Annotated in this window: 19 protein-coding genes; 10 read left to right on the top strand and 9 right to left on the bottom strand. The window is 65.7% G+C overall.

The genetic code is table 11. From position 1 onward, the window contains the following. Entirely contained in the window at positions 1–504 is a 504-nt protein-coding gene (locus VGN68_RS11070; protein ID WP_327476621.1) for a hypothetical protein, read from the top strand. Between the two features lie 144 nt (positions 505–648). Here the strand turns inward: VGN68_RS11070 and VGN68_RS11065 are convergent, their stop codons facing one another. Further along, positions 649–1095 (bottom strand): hypothetical protein, encoded by a 447-nt coding sequence (locus VGN68_RS11065; RefSeq protein WP_327476619.1) that lies wholly within the window; start codon positions 1093–1095, stop codon positions 649–651. A gap of 106 nt (positions 1096–1201) precedes the next feature. Between VGN68_RS11065 and gyrB the strand changes: the two genes are divergently transcribed. From gyrB to VGN68_RS11050, 3 genes are all read left to right on the top strand, one after another. Further along, the gene (gene gyrB, locus VGN68_RS11060; RefSeq protein WP_327476617.1) at positions 1202–3778 is read left to right on the top strand and encodes a DNA topoisomerase (ATP-hydrolyzing) subunit B; all 2577 of its coding nucleotides are present in this window, start codon (positions 1202–1204) and stop codon (positions 3776–3778) included. Between the two features lie 19 nt (positions 3779–3797). Beyond that, complete coding sequence (locus VGN68_RS11055; protein ID WP_327476615.1) at positions 3798–5339, top strand: cryptochrome/photolyase family protein; 1542 nt, start codon at positions 3798–3800, stop codon at positions 5337–5339. Between the two features lie 104 nt (positions 5340–5443). Beyond that, positions 5444–5833, top strand: coding sequence for a septal ring lytic transglycosylase RlpA family protein (locus VGN68_RS11050; RefSeq protein ID WP_293700080.1), 390 nt, complete (start codon positions 5444–5446; stop codon positions 5831–5833). A 3-nt stretch (positions 5834–5836) separates the two neighbouring features. Here the strand turns inward: VGN68_RS11050 and VGN68_RS11045 are convergent, their stop codons facing one another. Continuing rightward, positions 5837–6730, bottom strand: coding sequence for a glutaminase (locus tag VGN68_RS11045; protein WP_327476739.1), 894 nt, complete (start codon positions 6728–6730; stop codon positions 5837–5839). A gap of 109 nt (positions 6731–6839) precedes the next feature. On the opposite strand from VGN68_RS11045, the gene VGN68_RS11040 reads away from it, so the two are divergent. From VGN68_RS11040 to VGN68_RS11025, 4 genes are all read left to right on the top strand, one after another. Further along, positions 6840–9248 (top strand): ligase-associated DNA damage response DEXH box helicase, encoded by a 2409-nt coding sequence (locus VGN68_RS11040; protein WP_327476610.1) that lies wholly within the window; start codon positions 6840–6842, stop codon positions 9246–9248. Positions 9249–9326: 78 nt separating this feature from the next. Beyond that, complete coding sequence (locus VGN68_RS11035) at positions 9327–10373, top strand: retroviral-like aspartic protease family protein (protein WP_327476608.1); 1047 nt, start codon at positions 9327–9329, stop codon at positions 10371–10373. Between the two features lie 40 nt (positions 10374–10413). Beyond that, positions 10414–11127 (top strand): ligase-associated DNA damage response endonuclease PdeM, encoded by a 714-nt coding sequence (pdeM, locus tag VGN68_RS11030; RefSeq protein ID WP_327476606.1) that lies wholly within the window; start codon positions 10414–10416, stop codon positions 11125–11127. Between the two features lie 160 nt (positions 11128–11287). Further along, positions 11288–14050 carry a TonB-dependent receptor gene (locus tag VGN68_RS11025; protein ID WP_327476604.1) on the top strand — a complete coding sequence of 921 codons (2763 nt, stop codon included), beginning with the start codon at positions 11288–11290 and terminating at the stop codon, positions 14048–14050. 202 nt (positions 14051–14252) lie between these two features. Here VGN68_RS11025 and holA read toward each other — a convergent pair whose 3' ends face one another. From holA to VGN68_RS11005, 4 genes are all read right to left on the bottom strand, one after another. Then, positions 14253–15284, bottom strand: a complete 1032-nt coding sequence (gene holA / locus VGN68_RS11020) for a DNA polymerase III subunit delta (protein WP_327476602.1) — start codon at positions 15282–15284, stop codon at positions 14253–14255. A 6-nt stretch (positions 15285–15290) separates the two neighbouring features. Continuing rightward, on the bottom strand, positions 15291–15845 hold the full coding sequence (gene lptE, locus VGN68_RS11015) for an LPS assembly lipoprotein LptE (RefSeq protein WP_327476599.1): 555 nt from the start codon (positions 15843–15845) through the stop codon (positions 15291–15293). Positions 15846–15973: 128 nt separating this feature from the next. After that, positions 15974–18523 (bottom strand): leucine--tRNA ligase, encoded by a 2550-nt coding sequence (gene leuS / locus VGN68_RS11010; protein WP_327476597.1) that lies wholly within the window; start codon positions 18521–18523, stop codon positions 15974–15976. Positions 18524–18574: 51 nt separating this feature from the next. Continuing rightward, on the bottom strand, positions 18575–19036 hold the full coding sequence (locus VGN68_RS11005) for a DUF3576 domain-containing protein (RefSeq protein WP_293968541.1): 462 nt from the start codon (positions 19034–19036) through the stop codon (positions 18575–18577). A gap of 280 nt (positions 19037–19316) precedes the next feature. Between VGN68_RS11005 and VGN68_RS11000 the strand changes: the two genes are divergently transcribed. Next, positions 19317–20030: a hypothetical protein gene (locus tag VGN68_RS11000; protein ID WP_327476592.1), complete on the top strand. Its 714-nt coding sequence runs from the start codon at positions 19317–19319 to the stop codon at positions 20028–20030. 114 nt (positions 20031–20144) lie between these two features. On the opposite strand, the gene VGN68_RS10995 is transcribed toward VGN68_RS11000, so the two are convergent. Continuing rightward, positions 20145–20744 carry a thiamine phosphate synthase gene (locus VGN68_RS10995; protein WP_327476590.1) on the bottom strand — a complete coding sequence of 200 codons (600 nt, stop codon included), beginning with the start codon at positions 20742–20744 and terminating at the stop codon, positions 20145–20147. Positions 20745–20800: 56 nt separating this feature from the next. On the opposite strand from VGN68_RS10995, the gene VGN68_RS10990 reads away from it, so the two are divergent. After that, on the top strand, positions 20801–21463 hold the full coding sequence (locus VGN68_RS10990; protein WP_327476588.1) for a YggS family pyridoxal phosphate-dependent enzyme: 663 nt from the start codon (positions 20801–20803) through the stop codon (positions 21461–21463). Between the two features lie 7 nt (positions 21464–21470). Here VGN68_RS10990 and VGN68_RS10985 read toward each other — a convergent pair whose 3' ends face one another. Together VGN68_RS10985 and lysA are read right to left on the bottom strand one after the other, a co-directional pair. Next, a complete protein-coding gene (locus tag VGN68_RS10985) occupies positions 21471–22259 on the bottom strand; it encodes a siroheme synthase (protein WP_327476586.1) in 789 nt (262 codons plus the stop codon). A 161-nt stretch (positions 22260–22420) separates the two neighbouring features. Continuing rightward, a complete protein-coding gene (gene lysA, locus VGN68_RS10980; protein ID WP_327476584.1) occupies positions 22421–23680 on the bottom strand; it encodes a diaminopimelate decarboxylase in 1260 nt (419 codons plus the stop codon). Positions 23681–23799: the final 119 nt, after the last annotated feature.

Below are 23799 nucleotides of genomic sequence, written 5' to 3'. Positions count from 1 at the left end.
ATGAAGCGGCAAGCGATGTGGACACGATACGGGCTGATGGTGCCGGTGATGCTGGCGGTCGCCGGTTGCGCCGCGGTGCCGACCCCCGCGCCGCCGCCGCGCCCCGCGCCGGTTGCCGCCGCGCCAGCCCCTGCCCCGCTACCGACCCCGACCCGCGGCTGGGAGGAACGCGCCGTCGATGCGGGTAGCTGGCGTTATGACGCGGGCAGCCGCGCCGCGACCTTCGTGCCAACCGGCAGCGCCAATCCGCTTCTCACCATGACATGCAGCGGCAGCGCGATCCGCCTGACGTCGGCGCTCGCCGGTGCCGTCAGCCTCCGCACCAGCGCCGGGACCGACCAGATCCGCTTCGATGGCGGCAGCGCGACGCTGCCGAATCGCGACCCGCGGCTCGACCGCATTGCGTTCAGCCGCGGGCGGTTCGCGCTGGAAACGCCGGGCGGCGGCGCGCTAACGCTGCCGGTGCAGTCGGAAATCGGGCGGGTGATCGAGGATTGCCGGTAAAAATCCTCCCTGTCGCGCAGCGATGGGGAGGTGGCAGTCCGAAGGACTGACGGAGGGGCGATGACACCACCGTCGGCGCCCCTCCACCATTCGCTCCGCGAACGGTCCCCCTCCCCATCGCTGCGCGACAGGGAGGATTGAAAGTCATCCCCCCAGCTGCACCGTTCCGCCGCGGATCCAGCCCCAGCGGCATGGACCCTGATATTCGCGCGCGTCGCGCACCGATTTGCCGACCCCGCACATATCAGGATCGGTGCCGGGGGCCGCGAAGACTACCCCGAACCATGCATCATTCTCGGCCGCTTCGCATAGCGACACATTGGCGCCGCCCGCCAGCTTTGCCTTGACCGCGCGCGTTTCGCCCGGTGCCCAATACACGTCGGTGCCGCCCGCCTTGACCCGGCTGATGCTCGAACAGGCGGGCAGGCTTGGCCCTTCGGTGCCGATCATCACCGCGCGCGTCGCGAGCGGTTCGCCCGCCACGGCGGGAGCGTTTTCGGCGGGCGGTGCGGGCTGGCTGCACGCGGCGAGCGGCAACGCCAGGACGACAAGCAGCGACAGCGTTCTACGCGGGGGGAGGATAGTTTTCATGGCCCGAATCTAGCCGTCGCGGCGTGACCATGCAACGCTCGTCGCGATAACGCCAAGACCCGCATTTTCGCTTGGGTTTTGCCGCCTGCGACCCTATATAATCGGCATGACGGACACCCCTGAAAATGCGGCGCCGAGCGCCAACGCCAACCTTCCCAATGCCAATGCTTATGGCGCCGATTCGATCAAGGTTCTCAAGGGCCTGGATGCGGTACGCAAGCGCCCGGGCATGTATATCGGCGACACCGACGACGGGTCGGGGCTGCATCACATGGTGTTCGAAGTCAGCGACAATGCGATCGACGAAGCGCTCGCGGGGCATTGCGACCTTGTCCTGATCACGTTGAACAGCGACGGATCGGTCAGCGTCGAGGACAATGGTCGGGGCATTCCGACCGGCATTCACGCCGAAGAAGGCATTTCGGCGGCCGAGGTCATCATGACCCAGCTCCACGCCGGCGGGAAGTTCGAGAACACCAGCGACGACAATGCGTATAAGGTGTCGGGCGGCCTGCATGGGGTCGGCGTCAGCGTGGTCAACGCGCTGTCCGAATGGCTTGAGCTGACGATCTGGCGCGATGGCGAGGAGCATTGGATGCGCTTCGAGCATGGCGATTCGGTCGCCCCGCTCAAGGTCACCGGCCCCGCCCCGGCAGGCAAGAAGGGCACGCGCGTCACTTTTCAGGCATCGACCGAGACCTTCAAGAACGTCCTCGAATTCGATTTCGAAAAGCTGGAACATCGTTACCGCGAGCTCGCGTTCCTCAATTCGGGGGTACGGATCAAGCTGGTCGATGCCCGCCATGCCGAGCATCAGTCCCACGATCTTTATTATGAGGGCGGCATCGGCGCCTTCGTCAAATATCTCGACCGCAACAAGAATGCGCTGCTGCCCGATCCGATCGCGATCAGCAGCGAACGCGACGGCATTGGCATCGAGGTCGCGCTCGAATGGAACGACAGCTATTATGAAAATGTGCTGTGTTTCACCAACAACATCCCGCAGCGCGACGGCGGCACCCACTTGGCCGCGTTCCGCGCCGCGCTGACGCGCACGATCAATGGCTATGGCGACAAGTCGGGCATCCTGAAGAAAGAGAAGGTCTCGCTGACCGGCGACGACATGCGCGAGGGGCTGACCGCGATCGTGTCGGTCAAGCTGCCCGACCCGAAATTCAGCTCGCAGACCAAGGACAAGCTGGTCAGCAGCGAAGTGCGCCAGCCGCTCGAAAGCCTGATGGCCGACCGAATGACCGAATGGCTCGAGGAAAATCCCGCTTATGCCAAGGCGGTGATCCAGAAGGTCATCGATGCCGCCGCGGCGCGCGAAGCCGCGAAAAAGGCGCGCGAGCTGACGCGGCGCAAGGGCGCGATGGACATCGCCAGCCTGCCCGGCAAGCTCGCCGATTGCCAGGAGCGCGACCCCGCCAAATGCGAACTCTTCCTCGTCGAGGGTGATTCGGCCGGTGGATCGGCCAAGCAGGGCCGCGACCGCAAGGTTCAGGCGATTCTGCCGCTGAAGGGCAAGATTTTGAACGTCGAACGCGCGCGTTTCGACCGCATCATCTCGTCAAAAGAAGTCGGGACGCTGATCCAGGCGCTGGGCGCCGGGATCCGCGACGAGTTCAACATCGAAAAGCTGCGCTATCACAAAATTGTGATCATGACCGACGCCGACGTCGACGGCGCGCATATCCGCACGCTGTTGCTTACCTTCTTCTATCGCCAGATGCCCGAGATCATCGAAGGCGGCTATCTCTACATCGCCCAGCCGCCGCTCTACAAAGTCGCCAAGGGGCGCAGCGAAGTCTATCTCAAAGACGATACCGCGCTCGAAAATTACCTCGTCGATGGTGGGATCGACGCGCTGATGCTCGAAACCACCGGTGGGGCGCGCTCGGGCAACGACCTGCGCGATCTGATCGACCATGGCCGCCGCCTGCGCGCGCTGATGCGCTATGTCCCGCGCGGTCATAATTACGAACTGGTGGAGGCGCTGGCCTTGAACGGCGCGCTCGATCCGGCGCTCGACAGCGCCGGACGCGCCGCCGCGGGCGTGCGCGCCGCCGAATGGCTCAACGCCGCCGAGCGTGCACTGACCGGCGGTAGCGAGGCGAAATGGACGATCACCGCCGGCGACGGCGGCTATACGCTGGAGAAGCGCTGGCGCGGGGTCAGCGACCATCATGCAATCGACGCTGCGTTCCTGGCGAGCCAGGAAGGCCGCCGCCTGCACAAGCTGGCCGCCGAACAGGCCGAGACCTATGCCCACCCCAGCCGGTTGGTGAAGGGCAGCAGCGCCGCGGCAATGGCGGCCGATGCCGCCGCGCTGGCCGCAGCCGAAGTCGCCGAAGACGATGCCGAGGCGAGCGACAGCGACCTGCCCGCCGCCAGCACCGGCAAGGTCACCCCGATAACCCGCCCGTCCGAACTGCTCGAGGCGATCTTCGCGCACAGCCGCAAGGGGCTCGCGATCAGCCGCTACAAGGGGCTGGGCGAGATGAATGCCGAGCAGCTCTGGGAAACCACGCTCGATCCGTCGAACCGTTCGCTGCTGCGCGTCGAGGCCGAACAGGCCGACATCGCGCACGAAATCTTCGAGCGACTGATGGGCGACGAGGTCGAACCGCGGCGCGAATTCATCCAGACCAACGCCTTGTCCGTCGCCAATCTCGACGTCTGACGGCGCGGCCGCGCATATCATGGCCGCCGACACGCTGATCCTGCTGCTCGGCGACCAGTTGAGCGCCGAGATCAGCAGTCTGGCGGGCGCCGACCCTGCGACGTCGATCATTCTGCTCGCCGAAGTCGCGACCGAGGCGGACTATGTGTGGCATCACCGCAAGAAACTGGCGTTCGTGTTCAGCGCGATGCGCCATCACGCCGCGGCGTTGCGCGGCGCGGGCTGGACCGTCGATTACATCAAGCTCGACGATCCGCAAAACAGCGGCAATTTGCAGGGCGAGGTCGCACGGGCGCTGGCGCGCCACGGCGCCGGTCGCGTGGTCGTCACCGAAGCGGGCGAATGGCGGCTGCGCGACGAGATGGCCGGCTGGGCGTCCGCGCTGGCGGTGCCGGTGGACATTCGCGCCGACGACCGATTTTTTGCCAGCGAGTCCGATTTTTCTGCCTGGGCGGAAGGCCGCAAGGCACTGCGCATGGAGTATTTCTACCGTCAGATGCGTCGCTCGACCGGATTGCTGATGGAGGGTGACGATCCGGCGGACGGGCGCTGGAATTTCGACAGCGAGAATCGCAAGCCCGCAGCGCGCGACCTGTTGATGCCGCGGCCACGGCAATCCGCGCCCGATACGATCACGCAAGGGGTGCTGGCCATGGTCGCGGCGCGCTTTCCCGATCGCTTCGGCAGCCTCGACGATTTCTGGTTCGCGGTGACCGCCGCGGATGCCGAGGCGCAGTTCGATGCGTTCGTTGCCGAGGCGCTGCCGCGCTTTGGCGATTATCAGGACGCGATGCTGGTCGGCGAACCCTGGCTATATCACAGCGTCATCGCGCTTTACCTCAACATCGGCCTGCTCGACGCGCGCGCGGTGTGCTGGCGCGTCGATGCGGCGTGGCGCGCAGGCGACGTGCCGATCAATGCCGCCGAAGGCTTTATCCGGCAGATTCTGGGCTGGCGCGAATATGTGCGCGGCATTTATTGGCGCGAAGGCCCCGATTATGCGCGGCGCAACGCGCTGGCGGCGCAGCGTCCGCTGCCCGATTTCTACTGGAGCGCCGACACCGACATGGCGTGCATGCGCGCCTGCATCGAACAGACGCGCGACACCGCTTATGCCCATCATATCCAGCGGCTGATGGTGACGGGCAATTTCGCGCTGCTCGCCGGGATCGATCCGCATGCCGTCCACCTGTGGTATCTGGCCGTTTATGTCGATGCCTATGAATGGGTCGAACTGCCCAACACGATCGGGATGAGCCAGTTTGCCGACGGCGGACTGCTGGCGTCGAAACCCTATGCGGCAAGCGGCGCCTATATCGACCGCATGTCGGATTATTGCCGTGGCTGCCGTTATGACGTGAAGGCGAAAGCGGGCAGCGGCGCTTGTCCGTTCAATCGCCTCTATTGGCCGTTTCTGATCCGTCACCAGCGGCTGTTGAGCGGCAACCCCCGCATGGCTCCGATGTACCGCACGCTCGCGAAATGGGACGCCGCGCGCCGCGCTGCCCTCGTCGCCGATGGCGACGCCTGTCTCACCGAATTACGGATTGCTGACCTCTGAAATCATGCATTCGACCGCAATTTCGGCGCGGCGTGTCGCTGCCCGCTTGCATAGCGGGCAGCCGCGACGAAGAAGCGGGCGCAGAATTTTGGGGGACAATTTCCATGCGCCGTCTTGTCGCAATCACGCTGCCGCTGTTGCTGGCCATTCCGGCCGCCGCGCAGGAATTGCCGGTCGACCAGGCCGCCGAAAATAGCGAAATCGGCAGCGGCATGGCCAGCTATTATGGCCGCGAACTCGCGGGCAACCGCACCGCCAGCGGCGAACGCTTCGATCCGGCGCAGCTTACTGCGGCGCACCGGACGCTGCCCTTCGGCAGCCTGGTCCGCGTCACCAATACCGCCAATGGCGATAGTGTGGTCGTTCGCATCAACGACCGCGGCCCCTTTTCGCACGGCCGCGTCATCGACGTCAGCCATGCCGCCGCGCGCGAGATCGGAATGCACCGTAGCGGCACCGCGCGCGTGAAGCTGGCGCTGCTGAACGACGATTGAGAATCAGTCAAACACCGACCACCCCGCCGCATAGGCAAAATGTTCGAGCGCGGCGGCGCCCGCCAGCGACGTCCCTGCTTCATTGAGCCCCGGCGACCACACCGCGATCGAGCCCTGCCCCGGCGCGATGCAGAGGATGCCGCCGCCGACGCCGCTTTTGCCGGGCAGGCCGACGCGGAAGGCGAATTCGCCCGAATTGTCATAATGGCCGCATAGCATCATGATGGCGTTGATGCGGCGCGCGCGGTGCGGCTCGATCAATTGCTCGCCGGTCAGCGGGTCGCGGCCTTCCATTGCGAGGAACAGTCCGGCGCGGGCGAGCTGGCGGCAGCTCATCGCGATGGCGCATTGCCGGAAATAGACGCCGACAACGGTTTCGACGGGATGCCGGAGGTTACCGAAGGCATCCATGAAATGGGCGAGGCTGCGATTGCGGGCGCCGGTTTCGGATTCGGAAAAGGCGACGTCGAAGTCGATCGCGACACTGTCGGCGCCCGCCCGTCCGCGCATGAAATCGACGATTTCTTCGGCGACCGCGTCGCCCTCGCGCCCGTCGATCAGCCGGTCGGTCGTGGCGATGGCGCCCGCGTTGATCAGCGGGTTGCGCGGGATGCCATGTTCGCTTTCGAGCTGGACGACCGAATTGAACGCGCTGCCCGACGGCTCGCGTCCGACGCTGGTCCACAGATCGCTGCCAACGCGGCGCAGCGCGAGCGCCAGCGTGAACACCTTGGACACCGACTGGATCGAAAAGGCTTCGTCGGCGTCGCCCGACGTGTGCACGGTGCCGTCGGGCAGCGCCAGCGCAAAGCCGAGCTTGTTCGGGTCGATCTTGGCCAGAGCCGGGATGTAATCGGCGACGCGGCCCTGCCCCAGCTGCTCGTTCGCCAGCAGCATGGCTTCGTCGATATGGTGGCGGAGGTTCTCGGTCATCCGCGATGCGTACCGCAGGAGCGCCGAACGGGAAAGGCTTGCCGCCGCCTCATCGCGGCCCCACCTTCTCCCTATGAACCTCCCCGCCCCTTTTACCGACTGGTTCGCGGCGCGCGGGTGGCAGCTGCGGCGGCATCAGGCCGATATGCTCGGCGCGGGCGCCCGCAGCGAGCATGCCTTGCTGGTCGCGGCGACGGGGGCGGGCAAGACGCTGTCGGGGTTCCTGCCGACGCTGGTCGATCTGACCGCGCATCCCACCGACCGGCTGCACACGCTCTATGTGTCCCCCCTCAAAGCCCTCGCTGCCGACGTCGAGCGCAATCTGCTCGGCCCGATTGCAGAAATGGAACTCGACATCAGCGTCGAGAGTCGCAGCGGCGATACGTCGTCGGACAAGAAAGCGCGCCAGCGCAGCCGCCCGCCAAATATCTTGCTGACGACCCCCGAATCGCTGTCGCTGCTGATTTCCTATCCCGACAGCTTCACAATGTTCGCCGACCTGAAGACGGTGGTGATCGACGAGATCCACGCCTTCGCTCCGGGCAAGCGCGGCGATTTGCTCAGCCTCGCGCTCGCGCGGTTGCAGACGATCGCGCCGGGACTGCGCCGCGTCGGCCTGTCGGCGACCATCGCGGACACCACCGCCTACCGCGCGTGGCTGGCGCCCGACAGCGATGCCGAGAGCGTGACGCTGGTCGAGGGCGAAGCGGGTGCCGATCCCGACATCCAGATCCTGCTGCCCGAAGGCGCGGTACCGTGGGCGGGGCATTCGGGGCGCTATGCGGTGCATCAGGTGATGGCCGAGGTCGCGAAGAACCGCACCACGATCATCTTCTGCAACACCCGCGGGCTCGCCGAACTGATCTTTCAGGAATTGTGGAAGGTCAACGACCTCAGCCTGCCGATCGCGATCCACCACGGCAGCCTCGACCGCGAGGCGCGCCAGCGCGCCGAGGCGGCGATGGCCGAGGGGCGCTTGCGCGCGCTCGTCGCGACCTCCAGCCTCGATCTCGGGCTCGACTGGGGCGATGTCGATTGCGTGATCCAGATGGGGGCGCCCAAGGGATCGTCGCGGCTGCTCCAGCGCATCGGGCGCGCCAATCACCGCCTCGACGAACCGAGCAAGGCGTTGATCGTGCCGGGAAACCGCTTTGAATATCTGGAGGCACAGGCCGCGCTTGACGCGGTCGAGGCGGGCGAGCGCGACGCCGACCGCTTTCGCCCCGGCGCGCTCGACGTGCTGGCGCAGCATGTGATGGCGATGGCGTGCGCGGCGCCATTTCAGGAGGAGGCGCTGCTGGCGGAGATCCGTTCGGCCGCGCCCTATCGCTGGGTCGATGCCGCGCTGTTCACGCGACTGCTCGGCTTTGTCCGCGACGGCGGTTATGCGCTCAAAAGCTATGATCGCTTCCGCCGCCTCGCCCCGGACGGGCAAGGCGGCTGGCGCATCGCGCATCCGCGGCTGGCGGCGCAGCACCGGCTGAACGCGGGGATCATCGTCGATGCGCCGACGCTCGACGTGCGTTTCAGGAACGGGCGACGGCTGGGTACGGTCGAGGAGTATTTCGCGAGCACGCTCAGCCCCGGTGATACTTTTGCCTTCGCTGGGCTGAGCCTGGAGGTCGAGGGCATCCGCGATACCGACGTGCTGGTTCGCGCGACCAGCAAACCGGCGCGTATCCCGTCCTATGTCGGCGCGCGCATGGCGCTCTCGACACGGCTGGCCGACCGGGTGCGCGGGTTCCTCGCCGCCCCCGCGAGCTGGGCGCGCTTTCCCGCCGATGTCCGTTTCTGGCTTGAGATGCAGCAGCTGCGCTCGGTGTTGCCGCGCCCCGGCGAACTGCTTGTCGAAACCTTCCCACACGAGGGCAATCATTATCTGGTCGCCTATCCGTTCGAAGGCTGGAACGCGCACCAGTCGCTCGGCATGCTGATCACCAAAAGGATGGAGCGCGCCGGATTGCAGCCGCTGGGCTTTGTCGCCTCCGATTATGCGCTCGCGATCTGGTCGCTGCGCCCGGTGACCAATCCGGCGGCTTTGTTCGACCCCGCGATCCTTGAGGAGGAATTTGTCGAGTGGGTCGAAGGGTCGCACTTGCTCAAGCGCGCCTTCCGCGAGGTCGCGGTGATCGGCGGGCTGATCGAACGCCAGCATCCGGGCAAGCGCAAGACCGGCAAACAGGTGACCTTTTCGACCGACCTGATTTTCGACGTGCTGCGCAAATATGAGCCAGACCATTTGCTACTCGAAGCCGCGTGGGCCGATGCGCGCGAGCGGCTGACCGACGTCGCGCGCCTCGGCGATCTGCTCGACCGTGCGGCGGGGACGATGTTGCACCAGAAGTTGGAGCGGATCAGTCCGTTGGCGGTGCCGGTGCTGGTGCTGATCGGCCGCGAAAGCGTCGCGGGCGCCGATATCGACGATGCGCTGCTCGGCGAGCTGGCCGACAGTTTGGCCGACCAGGCGATGGGGTCGGCGTAGCCCGGCCGTCCGGCCTTTCGCTTGCTGCCAACGCGGATCAGGCGTAGATTGCACCAAAACATATAGAGGATGCCCGCAATGACCCACCTTTTCAGGCGGTCGATGTTCTGGACGGCACTACTCGCCGCGCCGGTGCTGATCGGCGCCAGCCAAACACCCCCGGCGCCGCCCGTTCTCGCGGCTCCAGCGACCGCTGGCCCGGCCGACGTCCTGATCGAGCCGGGGACGGTGAGCGAGGTCGTCCCGTTCATCCAGCCGTTCGATCTCGATGCAACGCGGCGCATGGCGGTTAACGTCATGGTCGGCGGACAAGGGCCGTTTTCCTTCCTCGTCGACACCGGCGCCGAACGCACCGTCATCGCGCGCGAGCTGGCCGCCCGGCTGGGGCTGGTCGAAGGCGCCAAGCTGCGGCTCGCAACAATCGGCGGGTCGGCGACGGTGCCCAGTTTCCGGATTGCCGCGCTGCAAATGTCGGACCTGCATCTGGCGTCGGTCGATGCGCCCGCCTTTCATGGCCGTCATATCGGCGCTGCTGGACTGATCGGCGTCGATATGCTGGAGGAACGCCGGGTGCTGATCGATTTCCGCAAGGAAAGGATGCAGATTCTGGAAACGCGCCGCCGCGCCCCATCGCTGATCCGAGACGATGACGCTATCGTGGTCACGGCGCGTAATTCGGCCGGCCGTCTGATCCTGACCGACGCGCGGCTGCACGGCAGGCGTATCGACGTCATCGTCGACACCGGAGCGCAGACCAGCGTCGGCAACATGGCCCTGCAGAAGATGGTCGCCGACCGGCGCGCCAATCGCCTACCCTTTTCCGCGACCGAGCTCACCGCAGTGACGGGCGAAGATGTCCCCGCCCTGCGCACCGCGATCAAGCGCATCGTGATCAACGGGCTGGACATCAACGACCTGCCGGTCAGCTTTGCCGACAGTCAGGCGTTCCGCGTGCTCGGGCTCCACGAACGCCCCGCGCTGTTGCTGGGCATGGACAGCCTGTCGCTATTCGACCGGGTCGAGATTGATTTTCCCAACAAACGCGTCGTGTTCGACCTGCCCGACGGAGCGCAGCGGCGGACGGGGCAGCAGATGGCGTTGACGATGGCGAGCCAAGGCGGATAGCAGACTTGCCGGTAGCGGAGCGCGGCGCCATAGCGGCGCGATGACCGCCGCCACCGCCTTTGATTTTGCCGGCCATCAGTTTGTCGCGCTGGCCGACCGCGCCTTGTTCTGGCCGCGGCACGGGGCGCTAATCGTTGCCGACCTGCATCTGGAAAAGGCGAGCTGGTACGCGGCGCTCGGCCAGCCGCTGCCACCATATGACAGCCACGATACGCTGGACCGGCTGGCGAGGCTGGTCGCCGAAACCGGCGCGCAGGCGATCTGGTGCCTGGGCGACAGTTTCCATGACCGTGATGCCGCAAGCCGCATCGTCCCGGCGGTTGCCGAACGGCTGCGGGCGCAGGCGGCGGCGACCAGGCTGCTGTGGATCGCCGGCAACCATGACGGACTGAGCGGCGGCGCGTGGGGCGGCACGGTCGCCGACGAACTGCTGATCGACGGGATCGTGCTGCGCCATCAGTGCGACCGACGCGAAACGCGCCCCGAAATGTCGGGTCATTTTCACCCCAAATTGCGACTGACCGTTCGCGGGCGCAGCGTCGCGCGCGCCTGTTTCGCGGTCGATGAGCGGCGCCTGATTTTCCCGGCCTTTGGCAGTCTCACGGGTGGTCTGGACGTCGGCGACCCCGCCATCGCCTGTAATTTTGATGGAGATTACTGCGCGAAGCTGGTGGCGCAGGGTAAGTTAATTTCTTTTCCGTTCCGCAACGGACAGGAAAATGACGTTACGGCAACCAGCGTCATCGCCGACTGAACCCGTCAGAGCCCCCGCGGCCCGCTACTTTTCGCCTGTGGCGCAAAAGCATCACTTGCCCAGAGAATCGCGAAAAAGCGGGGCTCTGGCTGGATTGGCGGCGCATATCGGCTATGAATCACCGTCTAAAAATAACGAAATCAAGAGAGGAGTGCCCGACATGAAATCAACTTCCCTTCGTGCTGCCCGTTTTATGCGCACCAGCGCGCTTGGCGTTTCGATCGCCATGGCTGTGGTGGCGATGCCCGCCTTCGCGCAGGAATCGACCGCCGACGAAGCCGCCGACGACAGCGATAACACCCCGATCATCGTCACCGCGCAGGGCCGATCGCAGCTTTTGTCCGACGTGCCGGTCGCAATCTCGGCGGTGAACGCTGAAACGCTCCAGAACAGCGGCGCGAACGACATTCGTCAGCTCAACCAGGTCGCGCCCTCGCTGCTGGTGTCATCGACCGGATCGGAAGCAAACGGCTCGGCGCGTATCCGCGGCATCGGCACCGTTGGCGACAACCCCGGCCTCGAAAGCTCGGTCCCGGTGTTTATCGATGGCGTGTACCGGTCGCGGTCGGGCATCGGGCTCAACGAACTTGGCGAAATCGACCGGGTCGAAGTGCAGCGCGGCCCGCAGGGTACGCTGGGCGGTCGCAACTCGTCGGCCGGCCTGATCAGCATCTATTCGAAAAAGCCGGAGTTCGATTTCGGCGCCAATGGCGAAATCACTTACGGCAATTATGATTTCCTGCGCTTCACCGGCAGCGTGACCGGCCCGATCAGCGAAACGATCGCGGCGCGGATCGACGGCGTCTACGTCCAGCGCGACGGTTTCTATCGCGACACGACGAACGACACCGACGTCAACACTCGCGACCGCTATTTCCTGCGCGGCCAGATCCTGTTCGAACCGACCGACGCGCTGTCGATCCGCCTGATCGCCGATTACACCTATCGCGACGAGAAATGCTGTGCCGCGACCTATGTCGACAACAGCGTCAATCCGTTTATCGGCAATCTGAACAATCCGTCGACGCCGCTGGCGCCATTGCAGGCCAATGGCAACAACATCATCAACGTGCTGCGCGATCTGGGCCAGCCGCTGTCCGCGTTCAACCAGGGCTATGCCCGCGACATTTCGGTCAGCCCCGGCCGCAGCTTCGCCGGACAGACCAAGGATTACGGCTTTTCGGGCCAGATCGACTATGATTTCGGCGGCGCGACGCTGACCTCGATCACCGCGTACCGGGAATATCGCTCGGGTCAGGCGGGCGACGTCGATTACGGCTCGGTCGATATCCTCTATCGCGGCGAAAGCGACGACGCCTATCGCCAGTTCCACACCTTTACCCAGGAACTGCGGTTGCAGGGCGAAGCATTCGACGGAACGCTCGACTGGCTGGTCGGCGGTTTCTACGCCAATGAAAAGCTGACCGTGCAGGACAATCTGCGTTTTGGCAGCCAATATGGCCGCTTTGCAAATTGTCGCATCGTATCGGGCGGCGCGCTGGCCGCCGGTTATTCGCCGACCTCGCAAAGCTGCCTTGCCGCGCCGGTTCGCGGCCTGATTGCCAGCGGTGGTTCGGCGCTCGGCGCCGGCGGCCCGGCCATCCTTGCCGCACTCGACCGGCTCGACACGCTGAACGATCGCGGCAGCACGATCGACCGTTATTTCCAGGACGGCACCAACTGGGCGCTGTTCACCCACAACATCATCCACATCACCGATAAGCTCGATCTGACGCTGGGGCTGCGGTACACCAACGACAAGAAGAAGTTCGACGCGACCTTCGGCAACGACAACAACATCTGCACCGCCAACCAGGCGGCGCTCGCACCGCTGCTGACCGGTGCGTTGGCCGCCACCGCAGGCGGTATCATCGGGCTGTCGTGTCAGGGCAATTCGACCGCCGAACTCAACGGTGTGTCGATCAATGACGAACGGAGCGAGGACGAATGGACCGGTACTGCGATCCTGTCGTACAAGCCCACCGACGATCTGCTGCTCTATGCCAGCTTTGCCCGTGGGTATAAGGCGGGCGGGTTCAACCTCGATCGTTCGGCGCTCAAGAACCCGGTGGTCACTTTTGCCTCGGTCGGCGGCGCGCAGGCCGTTGTCGGTAATCTGCAGTTCGACCCCGAGCTGGTCGACAGCTATGAAGTCGGCGCCAAATACTCGACCGGTCCGTTCAGCTTGAGCCTGTCGGGCTTCCGGTCGGATTTCAGCAATTTTCAGCTGAATACCTTCAACGGCACCGTCTTTCTGGTTGCGACCGTCAACGGCTGCGACAATCTGGTCGGCGGATCCGGGGCCGATAGCGACCTGAGCAACGCGACGGGCGCCTGCGCGCCGGATGATGTGACCTATGGCGTACGTACGCAGGGCGTCGAGATCGAAGCCCAGCTGGTTCCGTCCCCCAACTTCCGCCTTGCGGCCGGGCTGACCTATGCGCGCACGAAATATCGCGACGACCTGATCGGCAACAAAAATGGCACGCCGCTTGACCAGGCGCTGCGCAAGTTGCCCGGCGACAATCTGTCGAATGCGCCCGAACTGGTCGCCACTGGCAGCGTCACCTGGACCCCCGACATCGGCAGCAGCGGGCTAACCGGCCTGGTCTATATCGATGGCCGCATGACCAGCGATTACAACACCGGGTCCGACCTATTCCCGCAAAAGGGGCAGGATGGTTATGCGCTGTTCAACGCCCGCCTGGGTGTGCGCGGTCCCGACGAGAAATGGGGCATCGAATTTTGGGCGCAGAATATCTTCAACAAAAACTATGCGCAGGTCGCGTTCAACTCGCCGTTCCAGGCGGGCACGACGTCGGCGCCCTTCGTTGATCCCCAATATCCGGGTGGTCGCCAGATCTTTTCGCAGTTCCTGGCGGAGCCGCGGACCTATGGCGTGACCCTGCGCGGCAAATTCTGACCGCGTAAGACGAACCAAGAACCGCCCGCTCGCTTCGGTGAGCGGGCGGTTTCTTTTTGGGCGGGCCTGCGCTCTCGCGTAGGCAGGAGCTTGCGGCGGGCTCTTGGGTTACGGAGGTGCTTCGCTTCATTTTGCGCAATGACGATTCGATTGATGTCATCGCGCTGGACACGGCCCCGATCTGCGCCAAGGTGGACGCCCTTTACCGGGCGCGTGCCGCCTGATGCGCGATGTCGGTCATCAGCTTGCGAAACAACACCCCGCCGGGTGTCCCGGACGATTTGAGCGCGCGTTCACAATCGATCAGGCGGCTCATCAGCCGTGCAACACGCACCGAATCCCAGATGCGCAGCTGCGCGGTCACCGCATCGCGTTCTTTCCAGAAAATGCCGCTGGTGCGCGCCGCGACGACGGTCGCCGGATGCGCCCCCGCATCGACCTCGGCACGCAGCCGCGCGAGTGCCATGGCGCGAATCGCCAAGGCGCGGATGATACGGATCTCGGCGACGCCGACCGCGGTCGCCTTCGCCAGCATCGCGGGCATTTCGCGCACCTTGCCGCCCAAGGCGACATTGATGCACTCGCTGACGTCTTCCTCATGCGTCGCGGCGCCCAGCGCGGCGATGTCGGCGGCGGTGACCTGCCGCTGGCGATCGGCGGCGGCGTCGAGGTACAGCGCCATTTTCTCGATCTCGCGCCGCATTAGCGCCTGATCGCCCGACACCAGGTCGATCAGCAGTTGCGCCTCGGCATTCGCCAGCCGCAGCCCTTGGTCTTCGGCGGCGCCCATCGCGATGCCGACCAGCGCGCGGCGGTCGGGCTGGTAACAAATTGCGGCGACGGCGTGGTTCGATCCTTCGACCAGCTTGACCAGTTTCGATTTGGCGGTGACCGACGCGCCGGTCGCGATCACTGGGTTGATGACGGTGTCGGCAGCCAGCAGCGCCTCGACCGCGGGGACGCTGTCGTCGCCGCTGCCGGTGAGTTCGAGGCGGATGATCCGCGCTGACGAAAACAGCGACATCGACGCGGCTTCAGCGGCGAGCAGCGAGGGATCCTGCGCCAGCTGTGATCCCGAAAGGTCGATCCGTTCGGCATCCTTGCCCGCGAGCCCGACCAGATGGTTCGCAACCGCGGCCATCGTCGCTTCGTCAGGACCGGTCAGCAGGGTGAAACGAAGCGCGGGGTCGAGGCGCGACTGGCGTTCGAGGTCGGCGGGCTTGACCGTCTTCATCGCCGGTTACGGGGTCGGCGCGGGCGTCGCCGCTGGCGCCTCGGTCGCGGTCCGGCCGCCGCCGCGATCGGCGAAAACGGCCAACCGCGTGACGATCTGGTCCGAAATTCCCGAAGCAAGCCGTTCGAGCGCCGACGATTCGGCGGCGATCGTCGCATATTCGCTGCCGACGACGTCGATCCCGGCATCTTGTGCTGCGGTCGCGTCGAGCAAGACTTCGCCGCTCGCGGCATCGACCAGCTGGTAACGCGCGCGCAAGGTGCGGCGTTCGCGCGTCACCGCATCGTCGGCGCGGACGCCAAAACCGGTGATCGAATCCTCAAGCCGGACATCAAGCCGCAGCCGCTTGCCCGCGCCCTGCCCGCCTTGTGTCGCCTGCAACCGGTCGCGCAGCGCGTTGCGGACCAGCCAGCCCGAATGCCCCTCGATCGGCGCAACATCGACATCGGCGAGCACTGTGGCCACCGCGCCGCGGCTGCCGTTCGCATAGAGCGGACGCAGCCCGCAACCGCCAAGGGTCAGCGAGGCGGCGAGGAGCGAGGAGATGAGAAGGTTACGCATGGTTGGACGATGCCCCCAAATCCCGCTCGTGTCGAGCGAAGTCGAGACACGCTGACGCTGTGCCAGACGCATCTCGACTTCGCTCGATGCGAACGGCAATGGGGGTCATAGGTTCCAGAACCTGCTTGTCAGGGAACAATGTTCACGAGCCGGTCGGGGACCACAATCACCTTATTCGGCGTCGCGCCGCCGAGCAGTTCGGCGATACGCGGGCGCGCCAGCGCCGCGGCTTCAATCGCATCCTTGTCGAGCCCTTTGGCAAGCGTCATCGTATCGCGCAGCTTGCCCGCCATCTGAATCGCGATCGTCACCTCGTCATCGACGAGCAGCGCCGGATCGGCGGTCGGCCATGCGGCATCGGCGACAAGCGTGGTCGCGCGCTGTCCGGCAGACAACGCGGCCCAGGCTTCCTCGGCCAGATGCGGCATCATCGGCGCGACGAGGCGGATCAGCGTCAAACACGCTTCCGCGCGCGTCGCCGACGGCTTTGCCTTTTCGATGTCGTTGGCGAGCGCATGGATTTTGGCGACCGCCTTGTTGAAGCCCAGCGCTTCGATGTCGGCCCCGACCCCGGCGATCGCCTGATGCAGCTTGCGCGCCAGCGCTTTATCTTCGCCGCCGTCGCCGCTATTTTCGGTGTCGCCGAACAGGCGCCACAGGCGCTGGACAAAGCGCCACGCGCCCTCGATCCCCGCCTCGCTCCACGGCAGGTCGCGCTCGGGCGGGCTGTCGGACAGCATGAACCAGCGCGCCGCGTCGGCGCCATATTGGTCGAGAATCGCGTCGGGATCGACGACATTCTTCTTCGACTTCGACATCTTGATGACGCGGCCGACCTGCACCGGGGCGGTGTCGGCGATCAGCGTCGCGCCGTCGGCGCTGCGCTCGATCTCGTCCGGCGTGAAATAGAGCGGCGGCAGGCCTTCGCCTTGCTCGCGGCTGTAGGTCTCGTGGGTGACCATCCCCTGCGTGAACAGGCTGGCGAATGGTTCGACGATGTCGATCATCCCCATCTTGTGGAGCGCGCGGGTCCAGAAGCGCGCGTAGAGCAGGTGAAGGATCGCATGTTCGACGCCGCCGATATATTGATCGACGGGCAGCCAGCGGCGGATCACCTCGGGATCGAAGGGCCGGTCGCTCGGCGAACTGGCGAAGCGCAGGAAATACCAGGACGAATCGACAAAGGTGTCGAGCGTGTCGGTTTCGCGCACCGCATCGCCGCCGCATTCGGGGCAGCGCACATGCTTCCACGTCGGGTGACGATCAAGCGGGTTGCCAGGGATTGAGAAATCGACATCCTCGGGCAGCACGACGGGGAGTTGATCCTTGGGGACCGCTACGGTGCCGCAGGCGTGGCAGTGGATGAACGGGATCGGGGTACCCCAGTAGCGCTGGCGCGAGACGCCCCAGTCGCGCAAACGCCACACGGTGGTGCCTTTGCCCCAGCCTTCATGCTCGGCGCGCGAGACGATCGCGGCCTTGGCCTCGTCGATCGTCATCCCGTCGAGGAAGTGGCTGTTCACCAGCTTGCCCGGGCCGGTATAGGCTTCGTCGCCGGTGAAATGCTGCGCGGTTTCGTCGCCATCGGCGATCACGCGGTGAACGGGCAGCCCATATTTGCGCGCGAAATCCAGGTCGCGCTGATCGTGCGCCGGGCAGCCGAAGATCGCGCCGGTGCCATAATCCATCAGCACATAATTCACGACCCAGACGGGCAGGTGCAACGCGGGGTCGAGCGGATGCTCGACGGTCAAGCCGGTGTCGAAGCCCAGCTTCTCGCCGGTCTCCAGCTGTTCGGCAGAGGTTCCCTGGCGGCGGCATTCGGCGATGAAGTCGGCGAGTTCGGGCGCGTCCTGTGCCATCCGTTCGGCCATCGGGTGGTCGGGCGAAATCGCCGCAAAGCTGGCGCCGAACAGCGTGTCCGGGCGCGTCGTGAAGACGTCGAAACCGGCGGCGCCGCCGACCAGCCTGAACGAAAACTCGAGTCCCTGCGACTTGCCGATCCAGTTTTCCTGCATCAGCCGGACCTTGTCGGGCCAGCTGTCGAGACCGCCGAGGCCTTCGAGCAATTCGTCGGCAAAGTCGGTGATCTTGAGGAACCACTGCGACAGCTTTTTCTTTTCGACCAGCGCGCCCGAGCGCCAGCCGCGGCCGTCGATCACCTGTTCATTGGCGAGCACGGTCATGTCGACCGGATCCCAATTGACGTAGCTTTCCTTGCGCGTCACCAGCCCCGCAGCGAACAGGTCGAGGAACAGCGCCTGTTCCTGCCCATAATAGTCGGGATCGCAGGTCGCGAGCTCGCGGCTCCAGTCGATCGCAAGGCCGAGGCGCTTCAGCTGCCCGCGCATCGCCGCGATATTGTCGCGCGTCCAGCCGCCCGGATGCACGCCCTTTTCCATCGCGGCATTTTCGGCCGGCATTCCGAACGCGTCCCAGCCCATGGGATGCAGCACGTCGTGGCCGGTCATCTTCTTGAAGCGCGCCAGCACGTCGCCCATCGCATAATTGCGGACATGCCCCATGTGGATGCGTCCCGACGGATAGGGGAACATCTCGAGGATATAGGCCTTGGGCTTGTCGGCGCTGTCGGTGGTGGCAAAGCTGTTCGCCGCCTCCCACGCCTTTTGCCAGCGAGCGTCGGCGGCGAGGGCGCCAAAGCGCGGTTCGCGGGTCATTCGTCGGTTACCCCGTTTGTCTGTGTGTCGGCGCGAGTCCGCGCCGCCGGATTAGTCCTTGAAGGCGCTGCGGCGCAGATCACGGGCGCGGGTAAGGATGATTTCCTCCAGCTTTTGCACCGTCGCCGCCTGCACCGGCGCATCGACCCATGCGGCACCCTGCGCCACCTGGCGCGAAGCGGCGACGCGCAGCGCGTCGGCGCGCAGATCGCGGTCGAGGATCGACACCGTCACCTTCATCCGCTCGCCCGGGTTGCCCGGGTTGGCATACCAGTCGGTGATGATCACCCCGCCCGACGAATCGGCCTGCAGCAACGGCATGAACGACAAGGCATCGAGCGAGGCACGCCACAAATAGCTGTTAACGCCGATCGTCGTCACCTGGCTGGCGGCGAGGTCGGCGCGCGGCCGATCCTTGCTGGCACACGCCGAAAGCCCGAGCGCCGCGAGCCCGAGCAGCGCGAACGCGACCGGACGGCGACCGCGCGAAGCAAGGACGGAAAGCTGGGACATGCCGATAACACCTTATATATTGGGCGCTGCCGGATCCAAAAATCCGCGCCGCGCAGAACGATATTGCCAGCGTCTCTATCGCCCTTGCCGCCGCCCCGCAAGCACGGCAATTTCCCCGCTGCCGCGGTTCAGATTCTGGTCAGATTCGGGGCTGACTGTGGTGATCGCGCAACAATTTCGGCCAAAAGCGGTTATGCCATAATAATTTACTGGGATTCACTGGAAAAATGGTCACAGGGGGACTATCTCCTGAATCACTTGGGGTTGGAGTCGCAGGGTTATGACGCGGAAACCGCGGCATTTTTGGAAAGGTAGCCTCACCGCTTTGGCGGTGGTTTCGCTTGCCTTGCCGCCTGCGCTTGCGGCGATGTCGCGCTCCGAGCGCATTCGCGATACCGCTTTGTCCGAAACCCTACTCGGCCAGTTCACCCCGGCGTCGGGCGATCCGCGCCTCATCGCGCGCTACGCCAAAATGTCGGCCGAACAGCGCCGCAGCTTCAGCTTCACCCCCGCGCTCACCGATGACAGCCGCAAGAACCGCGCGATTACCGTCGTGATTCGCGCCCGCGACGACGCATCGAGCGCCGCGCGCACGTCGGCCGTTGCGGCGGGTCGCACCGCCCCGATCGCAATCACTCCGGTCGCCTATAATCTGGGCGCGTCGGTCGGATTCGAGAAATTCGTCACCCCCACGCTGCCCCGCGGCACCGACCTCAGGAACCTGCCGGTCGCCAAGGCACCCGAACAAGCCGAAAAGAAATCGCGCTTTGCGACGCGGATGATCAGCCGTCCGGCCGACCCCAGCGGCGCGACCGACCGTATCACTGCGCCCGGCGATGCCCCCGCGGTCGATGTTGTCAGCAGCTATCGCCTGACCAAGAATATCGATGTTACCGCCGGGGTCCGCTATCGCAGCGATGATCGCGTTGAGCCGCTGACCGATGCCCGCCGTGACAGCCAGGCGGTCTATGTCGGAACCGCCTTCCGCTTCTAACCAGCATGGATTTCTGGCGCGAAGTGGCCTGCAAATGGCACGTTTCCTAGCTTCCGGTGCTTAGGTGAAGGACGCTGCGATCCGAGTCTCTTTCGACTCACCCCAGACCAAATCTCAACGCAGCCTTTGGTAGCGTTGCGCCGCTTTTTCTTCCCAAGCATCGATCGCCGCCCAGCCGGGTTGGAGTCCGCTTGCTCGCCGGTTGAGCTGGCGCGCGCGCGCAGCGGTCATTCCGCCGAGCGCGATCATCTGTCCGCCCGCGAGCCGCACCAATCGTAGCCACGCGGCACGGCCGAGCGCAGGCGCACCGGGGTGCGAGCGCGTCGGGTACAGCGGCGAGATGAACACGCCGTCGGCCCGTGCGCGGCGGGCGCGGCGGGCCTCGCGCGCGCTATGTACCGGCATCGTGACGATCAGGCCCAGCCGGTGCGCCTGCGCGGCGCGGCGCGCGTCTAGCTGGCGCAGATGGACGCCGTCGGCGCCCCAGCGATGCGCCATTTCGGGCGCACCCGCGATCAGCACGGTCAAGCCGCGCGTCCGCGCCACCCGCATCAGCCGCCGCAACAGGCGCCAGCGCGCACCGCGCGCCAGACTGTCATGCCGCAGTACGATCCCGCTCCCCGGCGGCAGTAGCGCCGCCAACCACACGACCCCAATCGTCAGCCGTTCGTCACTGAACAGCCATTGGCGCGGCAAGGGGTGGCGTCGGACCATCGCCCTTCCTATAGGCGCGTCGCGGGCGCACGCAACGCGCCGGGATGGGAACATCGATGAGTAACGCAGCGGACCGACTGAGCGAAGTACAGGCGAAGATCGCCGACGCGGCAACGCGCGCGAAGCGGCGCCCCGACGACATTTGCCTGATCGCGGTGTCGAAAACGCATGACGCGGCTCAGATCCGCCCGCTGATCGCGGCGGGCCAGTGCCATTTCGGCGAGAACCGGGTGCAGGAAGCCGCGACGAAATGGCCCGAACTGCGCGCTGAAACCCCCGACGTCAAACTCCACCTGATCGGCCAGCTGCAATCGAACAAAGCCGAAGAGGCGGTCGCGCTGTTCGACGCGATCCATTCGGTCGATCGATCATCGCTGGTGCAGGCGCTCGCGAAATCCTGCGACAAAGCGGGCAGGCAGCCGCGGCTGTTCGTGCAGGTGAATATCGGCGACGAGGAGCAAAAGGGTGGCTGCAAGGTCGCCGACCTGCCCGCGTTGCTGGCCGAAGCCAAGGCAGCAGGGCTGACCATCAGCGGCCTGATGGCAATCCCTCCCGCAGACATCGAACCCGCACCCTTCTTCGCACTGCTGGATGAGTTGGCGGAGCGGAACGGGTTGTCTGAGCGCTCAATGGGGATGAGCGGCGATTATGAAACCGCCGTGATGCTGGGCGCGACGCATGTGCGCGTCGGAACGGCGTTGTTCGGGGCGCGCGGGTAGCGACCCGCTACCTGCGGCTCGTTACCGCCGATATGTCCAGCCACAGCGACAGGCCCCCGGGCGGGTCGGCAGGCGGCGCGTCCGTCACATGCCGCACGGCATCGGCGCGGGCGCGAGCGAGGATGGCGGCGGGCGTCGCCGCCGGGTAAAAAATATGATCGGCTTCGCCCAGCAGGCGCGCGGTGCGCAGGGTCAGGTCGTCGGGGTCGGGGCTGGTCAGGTGGATCATTTCGAGGCGTGACGGCTGGGTGACCGTGTCGCCGGTCAGCCAGGCATCGATCTTGTCCGCCGCGCTCTCGTCGAGCGGATCGAGCGCGCCGCCGGGGGCCAGCGCGGCGTCGATGGCGCGGCGGCGGTCGGCGGCGGTGGGCCAGCGGGCTTTCATCGCGTCGCGCGCGGCAGACAGCGCCGATGCCAGGGCGCCGAAGCGGGCGGGGAGTAATGCTTCGATGCGTTGGCGGACGGCTTTCGCCAGACCCGCCGAGGCGCCGCCGGTGCCGATCGCGATGGTCACGGGGGCGCGGTCGACGATCGCGGGGGTGGTGAAATCACAAAGGTCGGGGCGGTCGACGACGTTGACGAGCAGGCCGTGGGCGCGGAGTTCGGTGGCGGCAGCGCGGGCGGCTTCTTCGTCGTCGAGCGCGACGAAGGCGATGGTGGCGCCTTGCTCCCAGGCCGGGACCATGCGGCCGCTGGCGCGCTCGATGAGGCGCGCCTTGGCGGCGGCGGCCTCCCCGTCGCCGACCAGCACGACGGTGCGACCGGTGAGGTTCAGGAAGATAGGGAGTTGGTGCATGGGCGGCCTATAGCAAGCCCCTCCCCTTTAGGGGAGGGGTTGGGGTGGGGTTTTGCGAGGTGGCGCTAGGCCGATGGACCCCACCCCGCTCGACTAAGGCCCAGCTACGCTGGACCAAGTCTCGCTGCCCCTCCCCTAAAGGGGAGGGGTTTTAAAGGGCGTCAATCAATCCAGTCCGGCACCCGCTCCGCCGCCATGATCGTGCTGGCGGCGATGCGGTCGGCGACCTTGATGTAGCGGTCGCCGTCGACGAGCACTTCGGGCACCAGGCTGCGGCTGTTGTAGGTCGACGCCATCGTCGCACCATAGGCACCCGCGGTGCGGAACACTGCGAGGTCGCCCGATTCGACCTTGTCGGTGACGCGGTCGCGCGCGAAGGTGTCGCCGGTTTCGCACACCGGGCCGACGATCGACGCGGTCATCTTTTCCCCCGTCGGCTTCACCGCGACAAAGTCATGATAGGCGTCGTAGAGCGCGGGGCGTGCGAGGTCGTTCATCGCGGCGTCGACGATGACGAAGGGGTTGGTCGCGCCGGGCTTGACCCACAGCACCTCGGTCAGCAGCACCCCGGTGTTGCCCGCGATGACGCGGCCGGGTTCGAACATCAGCGTGACGTCCCAATCCTTCGTCACGCGCGCGACCATCGCGCCATAGTCGGCCATGCTCGGCGGATTATCGTCAGCCTTGTACGACACGCCGAGACCGCCGCCGAGATCGACATGGGTGATGCTGTGCCCCGCGGCGCGCAGATCCGCGACGAGGCGGCCGACGCGGGTGAACGCGGCTTCGAGCGGGTCGAGGCTGGTCAGCTGGCTGCCGATATGGACCGCAATACCGCGCATCTGCAGCCCGGGGAGCGCCGCAAGGCGGTCAAACATCGCGGGCGCGATGTCGATGCCGACGCCGAATTTGTTGTCAGCCTTGCCGGTCGAAATCTTGGCGTGGGTGCCGGCATCGACGTCGGGATTGACGCGCAGCACCGCGCGCGCGGTCATTTCCTTGGCGAGTGCGATTTCAGCGAGTGCGACGCCTTCGGCCTCATGTTCGATATTGAACTGGCCGATGCCGCGGTCGAGCCCCAGCGCGAGCTCGGCGCGGGTTTTGCCGACCCCCGAAAAGACGATGTCGTCAGGCGCCATGCCCGCGGCGAGCGCGCGTTCAAGCTCGCCGCCCGACACGACGTCGGCGCCGTAACCCTGCCGCGCCAGCACGCGCAGCACGCCGAGGTTGGGGTTGCTCTTGATCGCAAAGGCCAGGTGCTTGCGCGGCACGTCCTTCAGCCCGTCGCGAAATTCCTGCGCGTGACGTTCGAGCATCGCGCGCGAATAGACATAGACGGGGGTGCCGACTTCTTCGGCAAGGCGCGGCAGCGGGATATCTTCGGCGTGGAGAACGCCGTCACGAAGTGCAAATTGATCCATTATTTTAGTCCTGGTCATCATCTCCCGTTCGCCCTGAGCTTGTCGAAGGGCCGTTCTTTCTTGCGGCGTCGCAGGAAGAAGGACGGTGCTTCGACAAGCTCAGCACGAACGGAAAGGGA

The sequence above is a fragment of the Sphingopyxis sp. genome (assembly GCF_035998965.1).
In the GTDB taxonomy this organism is placed as follows: domain Bacteria; phylum Pseudomonadota; class Alphaproteobacteria; order Sphingomonadales; family Sphingomonadaceae; genus Sphingopyxis.
Note: the sequence above shows the minus strand (reverse complement) of the source record. Positions and strands in the feature narration are given on the sequence as shown.